General features: G+C 32.9%; 8 protein-coding genes. 2 read left to right on the top strand and 6 right to left on the bottom strand.

Annotated elements, in window-relative coordinates:
- Positions 1-498: 498 nt before the first annotated feature.
- Entirely contained in the window at positions 499-702 is a 204-nt protein-coding gene (locus MHH71_RS30400) for a hypothetical protein (RefSeq protein WP_006097168.1), read from the bottom strand.
- Between the two features lie 1,484 nt (positions 703-2,186).
- Between MHH71_RS30400 and MHH71_RS30395 the strand changes: the two genes are divergently transcribed.
- A complete protein-coding gene (locus MHH71_RS30395; protein WP_033799411.1) occupies positions 2,187-2,702 on the top strand; it encodes a helix-turn-helix domain-containing protein in 516 nt (171 codons plus the stop codon).
- 105 nt (positions 2,703-2,807) lie between these two features.
- Here MHH71_RS30395 and MHH71_RS30390 read toward each other — a convergent pair whose 3' ends face one another.
- On the bottom strand, positions 2,808-3,368 hold the full coding sequence (locus MHH71_RS30390; protein WP_033799410.1) for a MerR family transcriptional regulator: 561 nt from the start codon (positions 3,366-3,368) through the stop codon (positions 2,808-2,810).
- Positions 3,369-3,892: 524 nt separating this feature from the next.
- Here MHH71_RS30390 and MHH71_RS30385 point away from each other — a divergent pair.
- Positions 3,893-4,363, top strand: coding sequence for a DinB family protein (locus MHH71_RS30385; protein ID WP_006097177.1), 471 nt, complete (start codon positions 3,893-3,895; stop codon positions 4,361-4,363).
- A gap of 223 nt (positions 4,364-4,586) precedes the next feature.
- Here MHH71_RS30385 and MHH71_RS30380 read toward each other — a convergent pair whose 3' ends face one another.
- From MHH71_RS30380 to MHH71_RS30365, 4 genes are all read right to left on the bottom strand, one after another.
- Positions 4,587-5,147 (bottom strand): hypothetical protein, encoded by a 561-nt coding sequence (locus MHH71_RS30380; RefSeq protein ID WP_006097175.1) that lies wholly within the window; start codon positions 5,145-5,147, stop codon positions 4,587-4,589.
- A gap of 681 nt (positions 5,148-5,828) precedes the next feature.
- On the bottom strand, positions 5,829-5,933 hold the full coding sequence (locus MHH71_RS30375; protein WP_078212141.1) for a YjcZ family sporulation protein: 105 nt from the start codon (positions 5,931-5,933) through the stop codon (positions 5,829-5,831).
- 740 nt (positions 5,934-6,673) lie between these two features.
- The gene (locus MHH71_RS30370) at positions 6,674-7,351 is read right to left on the bottom strand and encodes a hypothetical protein (RefSeq protein WP_006097171.1); all 678 of its coding nucleotides are present in this window, start codon (positions 7,349-7,351) and stop codon (positions 6,674-6,676) included.
- 217 nt (positions 7,352-7,568) lie between these two features.
- Entirely contained in the window at positions 7,569-9,023 is a 1,455-nt protein-coding gene (locus MHH71_RS30365; RefSeq protein ID WP_006097170.1) for a plasmid recombination protein, read from the bottom strand.
- Positions 9,024-10,023: the final 1,000 nt, after the last annotated feature.

Below are 10,023 nucleotides of genomic sequence, written 5' to 3'. Positions count from 1 at the left end.
CAATCGCAATGGCAGTTTTATCATTCTTAGGTGGAATCATCCCATTAGTAGGAGAGCTTTTAAAAGCAGTAATGTAAGTTCATTATTCCGCAATTATTTATAAAAATTATCATGCAAATGATCTGTATATCAAAAGTGAATTGATGTGCAGATCATTTGTGTGAGAAAAGTCCCTTTAGCATTATGAAGGGACTTTTTTAAATTTCTACATACTTGAGGTGCCGTCACATCAACATCAAGTTAAAGCACTTTTTAATGTTTTAAAAGTGCTTTTTATTTATTATAAGTACGAATGTAAACTTTTAGATATTTGTTTACATTCATTTCCCCTAAAACATTGACTTTATACTAATTCCCCTGGTATTCTCAAAACCAACAGGAAAAGTATACATTCAAAACACTGTAAATAAAGAGATAATAGAATTCATGAACAACAAATAAGACGCTAAGCCGATCATAGCAGCGCCTACGATAATTGCTATTGGTTTAATCATTATGCTAAATATTTTTTCCTTCTTCAAGGCATGCTAACTTTTCCAACAGATCATAATAACTACCATAAGCATCTATCGTTCCTTTACTTGCTCCTACTGTCAAAGCTCCTTTAGGGTCTTGCTCTATCCACTTCCTGCTAGCTTCATCCATAATATATCCAAGCTGATGTGTATTGTTAGCAATAAATCGTTGTATTTCGTCCATCATTCATCGCCCTTCCTATTTCAATATCCGTTTTATCTAGTAAAAAGAGCACCCATTTCCGTGAGCGCCCTTTAAAGGATTATGAGAATCCCCATTAACGAAAGTTAAGGTTACTAAAGTTAATAAGGTACAAGCAGTATATGCTTGTCCTATTCAAATAGTTCATAAAAAGAGAGCATCCACATCAGTAGATGCCCAAATTTGTAGGAGTTTTCAATGAGTATTGACTAGGGCCTTAGAGAGGTTGTCCCACACTACAAATATATGCTTGTCCATCTCAAAAGGTGAAAAACAAAAAGACACCTTATACAGGTGCCTTTTCGAAAACGTAGGGGTAACGCTAAAACACAGAAACGTCATGAAGTTAATATCATTTTATGTTCGATATTCTCTAATATGCATAATGTTCATTATCAGTAGTCAACGATGTAGCGGTACCCCTATATGCTCATATTTTACAATTGTTATGAAAAATAAATACCCTAAATAGCGCTTCTTTTTATTTAGGGAAGTAACCAGCGGGAATAAAGAAATCTTTCTTTACTAATCTATGCTTAAAAATTTTAAAGCATAATTATATGATATTATGAAAAAGAACATTCCCTTACAAGAGGAATGTTCTTTTTTGCGATTCATTCGCACAACAACTTGAATCCTATTTTCTTTCAAATGTGGAAATTCATACTATCATATTTTCCCTCTGTTCAAAAGAACGGTACCCTCATACTATGTTTTTTATGGTTATTTTTGATACCCGTTATTTTTTCTAGAAAACAAAGAAACTTACAAAATCATGTCATCACTACATCCTCTTTCAAGTGGGAACTAATGTGATATAACCGAGAGTGTCCAAACACATTCTATTATTTTTTATAAGTTATATCATATAAGGAGGTGTATTCTCTTATGGTATCCGCATGTATTTATCAAGATGGAGATGCTTACTTTTTAATTGTTAAATTCAACGATAAAATCATTTTTAGAGTTTCTCTATCACCAGAATTTTATTCATTACTAGTATTCTTAGGATTTCCAATATGTAGTTAATAGTTATCTATCAACCAACTAACCAATACTAATTGATAATTTTAAACAAACAAATAGGACAAGCTAACAGATCAAAAAAAGCGAAGAAAACAAATTCTGTCATATCTTCGCTTTTTTATTTCGAGTCGCTTACAAATAGGGGTTCCGCTCACATTTTAACGAAAACATACGTTAAGCAATTTTCGACGTGAAAATAAGTGAGGTTAACATAATGCCACTTATCAGCAGTCCATGTATCTAGAAACCTAGAAAAGTCCCTTCAGAAGATCGGAAGGGGCTTTTCATTCACATAATCAATGTTATCTCTAGTTCTTACCAGTGATATTAATATAAAACAATACTCAACCATTAGTTAATACCCAGGTTGATAAAACACAACCAACACTATCGTGCTTATTTCTAAAATTTCATTTATATTTTCATTAGAGGAGGAGAGTAAAATGGAGTTAGGAAGTAAGTTAAAAAAACTACGTAAAGAACATAATTATTCTCAAAATCAGTTAGCCGATAAATTGAACGTTACTGCTCAAGCTGTTTCCAAATGGGAAAATGATAAATGCGCTCCGGATATTATTAATCTTGTTCAACTAAGCGATTTATACAATGTTAGTTTAGATTATTTAATTAAATCGGATAAAGAACTGCAAAATCACCTTTCTTTAGAAAATAACCGTTTAAAAGTAATGAAATATTTTATATTATGCATTTCTTTAATTGTTATTTTTGTTCTTTTTATTTTAATAAAATCTCAATTTTTCATGTTTGGACATGGCCTCGGAACTTGGATTCTTATTGTATGTCTTTTAGGCTTTTCAGTTTCTATTTTTTTCAGTTTATATTGTTACATAATTAAAAAAAATTATTTTATATCTCTTTGGATAGCTTTCTTAATGCTAAGCTGTATAGTATGTTTAACCTCATTTTATGACTATATCATGAAGGTAATATTCTCCTAGTATTTAAATAGCAAATGAAATAAATTAATTCTCATATGTATCTAAAAATCTAGAAAAGTTTCTTCGGAAAATCTGAAGAAACTTTTTTTTCACATAATCAATTAATTAGTCTTTAAACAAACCAAAAACACCTTTCCGTTTTTGTTTCTGATTTTGTTTCTGTATATCTCTAATGTTTTCAAGCAATAACTGATCTCGTTTCTCTAACTTTTTCTCTATAAAGACTTCTAATTCACTATTTTTCCCCTCTACTTCAGTTAGTTTTCTCTCAGTATTAGCTAAATACTCTTTTGTAGTAACTAATTCATTGGTAATCTCTTGTAATTTTTGAACTAATGCTTGATTAAATTGATTTTGTAATTGCTGATTTTCCAATACTTCATCCAATTTTTTTTCTAATTCCGATTTTTCTTCTTTTGAAACAAACGAATCAAGTTCTCCATTCTTCCATGCTCGAACTTGATCGTAAGACCATTTTTGTACATGTATTTTTTCTTTTATAGCTTTTAATTCTTCAATATTTTCCTTAGAATACCTGCGATGTCCTCCCTGACTTCGCTCGGTTTGTATATTAAATTCATTTGACCATACTTTTAATAAATCGGGAGTTACCCCTAAACTATCCGCAACAATTTTCGGTGTATACATTTCCGATTTTAGTTCCAATTTTAATTCCTCCTCCAAAAAACGGAATAAGTTTTCCCTCGCATAAACGCGATTAAATCAATATTTTAATCAAAATCGGAATTCACTTACAATTGATTTCACAACCGATTTTAAAAACGAATTGATTTCGAAATACATATCGATTTTAACACCGATACTCATTACTTCTCGATAATAACATCAAAATCTTTTTTCTCTATATAAGATTTTATACAAAAAAAGAGTAGCGAGGATCCCTAAGATCCCCGCTACATCAACAATGTATAAAATCGTGTATAGAAAAATAAAACAAGGACAAGAGGGAATCCCCTTTAAAACAAAAATTCCACCTTGTCCTTGCTACCGATAATGGGACGTTATGTTAACCGAGCATGAATGTAATATTCATAACATATTGTTTCTTTTTGTCAGTTACAGGACGATTCGTTTGTTAAATGTATCCGAAAAAAGAACGAATGTTTGCATTTTACTTGAAAATATTTGTAAACTTAATTTATAAGACTAAGTGAAGGGGAGAAATACAATTGAACACTATTGATTTATTATTATTAAATCTAAAAGAAGTGAGAAGAAGGAGTATAAAGGTATGGAAAGCAATTCCGAGTGATAAATTAGATTGGAAACCAGATGAAAAAGCTATGACTTGTTTAGAGATGATTCGACATGTACTGGAATCAGAACATTATTATCATCTGGCTATTGAAAATAGGGGAAGTCTAAAAGAGTATAATTCTCCATTTGAAAACAGACCTTTTTTATCTGTCGAAGATGAACTGAATTTTGCTGAGATATATCACAAACAATTTTTAGATACTGTTCGTTCTTTTTCTAGTGAAGATTTAAATACAATTAAAATTGATCGTTCAAATGTAGGGTATATCCGTTCTTTAGGGGATATGTTAATGCGTATAGCATATCATGAGGGTGTTCATACAGGACAAATGTTAGATTATATGAGAACAATGAAAATTGAACGCCCAAATATATGGGATTAATAATTTCACTACCAATAACGATAATTATGTAAATGAGCTGTCCATATGGACGGCTTATTGTATTTTTTTGCTTAGCGTGGTTTTTTTCCAAAATGCTGGCGGTATCCCTAATAGTAAAAAAACCAAGATTTCCCATCCGGGATACTTTCATTCAGCGGTTGTTTGTGAAAAAAACTTCCATGTCAAAAAAATTTGGATCTTCAGATCCAAATTTTTTCTTTCTTTAATCGCGTTTTTTGCATTTTTCTCTGCGTTTTTTGCATTTTTCTATTTGGTCGCCTTCTTCACCTGCATTTTTTGCTAAACTATCCGTTCCGCCTCCCACTGCATGTTGCTGTTTGGTATTAGAACTTTCGATGGCAGCGTTGGTTCCCGCTGCACTGTCCTCTCCACCACCACTTGCTACTTGAGTAGCACTAGCCTGTTCCTCACTGGTTTCATTAATTTGATTATTGATGATAAGTACAAATTCTACCTCTTCATCCGAATTTTCTTTTTTCATTTTATGCGGCTCAATCTGATCTCCACTAATTCCTTTATTTATCGCTTTGCCTCCAGCGCCCACCGTTTGTTGCTGTTCGGTATTTGATGAATCGATTGCTGCATTATTTCCTGCTGCACTGTTTTGTCCGGCTCCACTGGCAATTTGTGTTGTATTCGGTGCAAATGTAATCTGATTATTAATGACAATGACAATTTTTCGTTTATCAGCAAGATTTCCCAAATTAATTTCTTCGCCATCTTTTTTTACAAATCGAAACGTGATTTTTTCATTGTTTCCCATGTTCTCACCCCCTTTGTAGTATTAAATGACTAGAGAATGATAATCGATTGGACAAGGGTATTTTTTTTATAAATATGTGCAACTTCACCGAAAATGAAGGGTGTATTACCAGGTTTCCGTATTTTCCTTGTTTTTGAGTGTGAGGTGAAGGTTGGGGTGAAGCGAGCGGCTAGCCCCTTTTAGTGTTATAAAATATAGAATAAGAACTTATTCTTGAACAGTAGATCTAGGCAGTTCGGCAGGTACAATTGCTAATCCAAGTCGTGCTACCTAAATTCTCGTTTTTGATATGTTCGGCTTTTCGGCATACCTACACCTGCCGAAAAAAGTTCCTTGCGGAACTTTTAGCCCTTATATAGAGAGTTAGAGTAAATTAACCTAATTTGAGTATAAAAATGTTGTTATATCAAGAGCTTACAAGCATTTTCGTAGTTATCAAATTAGGTAACTACGAAATTATAAAAAAAATAGCCCTTAAAAAAGGGTTACTGGAAAATTCTTTAATAATGATGCGTTATGTTAACTTCACATGAATCTTTATTCATCACCATTTTCCACAGTTTAAAAAGATAACTTGTACCTATCTTTTGAATCGGAAGACCCCCAATTTTAACTCCACATCATATAAATATTTTTTTCATAAGAAAAGACACCTTTACAAGTGTCTTTTCTGATTGTTTTTTAGCAGAAGCAAGCAGCTCCAACTATGATTAATAATATAAAGAGCACAACGAGTAATGCGAATCCTCCAGCAAAGCCGCTGCCACAACTACCACCAAAGCCCATAATAGTTCCTCCTTTAGATAAGAGGGGAAAACAAGGGATCACTCATGTATTTTAACGGATTCATATTATTTTATGTCTTTAAATAATATACGAGCAAGTCTTTTAAGAAATAAAGAAAGAACACTCTAATGAATGCCTTTCTCCAATGTAATCGGCATATAACCACACCCAAGGTTTTGAAACACCCCTTGCTTTTTGGCTAGAGTGCTGGCTCGTCGTGTGGGGGCGAAACCCCACGTATTACGTATCTATTTTTAGAATAAGAACTATCTTGGGACGAATGATCTAAGCGGTTCGGCTCGTATACTTGCTTGTCCAAGTCGAGAACCATTGCTTTGCTTTTTGTCTGTCGGCTTGGCGAGAAAAGCACACGAGCCGAAAAAAGTTCCGCAAGGACAGGGGAAAAAAGAAAAGGCGATAGCCTTTAGGTGAGGATTAACGAACCGACTTTTTTTCTCCTGAAGGTGGAGATTTTTGAGCGTTTTTTGCTCAAAAATACTACCTGTTCCTTGCGGAACTTTTAGCCTTTAATAATAGTGATAATAGAGAGCATCTACAAAAAACGTGTAAATCCCTTGATATGACTGGGTTGAATACACTTTTCAGGGTGTGACGTTTTCGTCACACTTTTAAGCCTTTTTGTGACGTTTTCGTCACACCTAAAAAAATACAAATAAGTAACCAAGTGGATAATACACTTTAAAATACATATAAAAAAGACTATATCAAATTGATACAGTCTAAAAAAATCGAGCTGGTAATTTCACTTTTTTACCATTTTGATCTTTAAGATTTTTCAAAGAATATTGAAACAATCTCATCGTTAATTTATCAAGTTTTACTTCATTTTTTCGAGGTGCACAAATCATTATGTAAGGATTTACCACCCATGTTCTAGGACTTACAGTGCGACCATTTTCAATAATTTGTCCAGCACCTTCTGGATTAAGTAAAATTTCTTTTTTCTTTAATGAATTCATAACCAAAGAAGTTTTTTCTCTTGATTTTCCTATCATTTCAGCAATTTCAGAAACAGTTGCTGCTTTTGGTAACTCAAAATCTTCCTCAGCACTCTTTCGTTTCCTTTTAAATTTATCATCTCTACAAATAATAACATTACTTCTAAATTCCAAATAAGCTTGAATTCTAAATAAAAAACTTTCTTCTGCTTGAGTTAAATAACCAATACTATTCAACAAATCTAAATTTCTGTGCATTACTTGATTAAATGGCTCTCCAGCAAATGGATCTTTATTAGTTCCAACATAATGGTCTTCTCCAGTTAATTCTTTTAACTGTTGTAAAAGAGATTTTTTTAGTTCTTCAGCTTGGTCTCTTTGTTTCCCATCTTTCTCAAAATCTCTTTTTCTAGCATTTCTATCAGCTTGATTTAAAGCTTGTCCCAATTCTTCATTCATTGTTAATTCCTCCTCTAAATTGAGGGAATCAACAAAAACACCTATTTTTTGCTATTTGATTATAAAACAAATTATGATAATCTATAATCAGATAAATGAAGTCTAGGTATTTTCGTAGAATACCCTATAAAAAGAGTCATGTTCCAGCATGGCTCTTTTTTTCATTCTATCACGTTTTCAATAACCTTGAAGATAAAAACAAAGTTTCCCTATTTTTTTACCGTTCCCTATCAAAATCTCGATGTCTGCTTATTTCTCTCTTATGTTCACGTTCAAATTGATTATCTACTCCCTTGCTATCCAATTCATTTTTAACACTCTCTCTAAACGCCTTAAATTGCTCTTTAAAAACTTTTTTCGTTTGTAAATACAAAACTCTTATATTTGTCTGCAAACCCTTTATATGAGCTTTTAATGAGCTAATTTCTCTATTTAATACACCAACTTCTTTTTGCAACTGGTTTTTTTCTTGTTTCAATGTTCGATTTTCTTTCATCCATCCTTCTGCATGCACTTTTAAACTCTCATTCTCTTTCACAAAATCTATCTCTTTCAAACGCTCATAATCCTTTTTGATAGTAACTGCTGCATTCACTTGTTTTGTTATTTTACGATACTGTTCAGGTGATAATACATAATTTCTTGTCTGTTTCTTCGTGATTTCAGCTTTCCCAAACATTTTATCTTGTACTTCTGTTATTACTTCTCTACGCAAAAACGGAATCACAACAGGTTCATTTGGCACTTGATTCGTAACACTATCCAATTCTTTTTGCTGTTGTTTCACCTTTTTTTCTAACTCTATATATCGCTGACCAATCAGCTGTAACTTTTCACTTTCACTTTTCACTTGTTGTTCCACTGCTTCTAACTCTTTGTATTTATCAGCCACATGTGTTTTCACCATCTGTAATTCATTTACTTTTTCTTCAGTATGTTTCATATGATGGTCAAAAACTTCTAACTGCATTTCTTTTTCATATATTTGATTCTCAACGGTTGATTTCATTTCAGCATATTCCTTGTATTGACGAACTTTCATGTACTTGTGAGATCCTACATTTGCTCTCTCAAAATCAGAAATATGCTCTTTTGCTAATTCCTCAATATAAGCTGTTTCTAATATTCTCCAATTTGCAATTAACTCCGTCCCTTTTCCTTTTACGCCTTGTTGTTGCAAGGCTCTATCCATTCCGACACGCCTCGTTAATCCTCGACTACTTTCGAAATTCGGTACATAGTTAATATGTAAATGCGGATTTGCTTCATCATCATGTAAAACCATGTTATAAACTGCTAGATTCGGATTTCGCCCTTGAAACGCCTCAGCATACTGTTTTAACGCTTCCTTTTTGGATTCCCTATACTTTGGGTCGTCTTTGCCTTCCCCAATCGCTACAACGAGTTCTCGTTGCTCATGTGTCTTTTCATCTTTACGTATTTTTTCATAATAGTCCTTAATCTTACGGTCATTCCGTTTTTGTTTCTCGTTATACTTGTCCACCGCTTCTTGAAAGACATCCTTGTATACACTTTGGATGTCCTTTTGAACAAAGTAGATATTCTCCTCTAACCTGGATGGATCGATGCCAGGATTCCCATGAATGTTTTCCCTGTTATTATGGCTTAATGAACTTTGGTGAGATTGATTAAATGAGATAGAGAACAACATAAAGTGCCACCACTTTCCCTAGATTAATTGATACCATAAGTCTAGCAAGGCGACGAAATTGTGTCAATTAACGTAACCCTATACGTATTTTGACGCTAACGCATCAAAATCGATAGGGGTCTGCGACGCTTTTCGGCTTTACCGAGCCATGCCCAGCATGGCAAAAACAAACCTTGGGCTTTGCCCAAACCCACTGGGGAACTCTTCCCCAGACCCCATCCATCGAACACCCCAACCCCTCAATCCTTGAGGGGCTCCCTCGCCGGTTGGCAGGCCAAAACGCATACGTTTTGACACACCAAGAGGGTTTGGGACAGTAAGTCTGTCAACTCCTTAATGCTCCTTCATTTCGCTTCCGCTTCATTCTGTCCGCTTACCGTTGACAGACATGATACAACTACCTCTAATTATTTGTAAGATAACTCTATAACAAAATAACCTCACACTTTATCCACCTTAGGATACTTTAGTATTTCTAGAAATAATATATAAGATTAATACAAGAACAAATAATGAAATACTAACTATCCCAGTTACTGTCTCATTATTTACTGTGTAATTTACAATAGTAATAATAAACAAACAAAGAGTACCTATTAATGCTAACTTTTCTTTTATAAATTTAAACATTAATTCATCCCCTTTTCTAATAAATATAGCAAAAATAAATTGTAAAATAATGCAAAATTAGCAGATTAAATCTTTAAAAATCATATGATATTTCGTGACCTTACCCTCCATATGCAATATTACATATAAAAATATATCGATATAATTGTAAGCGCTTACTATAATAAAAGCATAAAGATAAATCACATCTTAGCAACAACAAAAAAGGAGGAAATAATATGACAATTGCAATGACAGTTTTAAAATTTATAGGTGGAGTAATTCCATTAGTTCAAGAACTTTTAAAAGCATTTATGTAAGTACATTATTTAACAATTATTTATAAAAATTATCATATCTTAATACGAAATAAGAGGAGGAAATAATATGG

This window comes from Bacillus sp. FSL H8-0534 (assembly GCF_038005885.1).
Lineage (GTDB): Bacteria > Bacillota > Bacilli > Bacillales > Bacillaceae_G > Bacillus_A > Bacillus_A pseudomycoides.
This window is presented reverse-complemented; position numbering and strand designations above follow the sequence as displayed.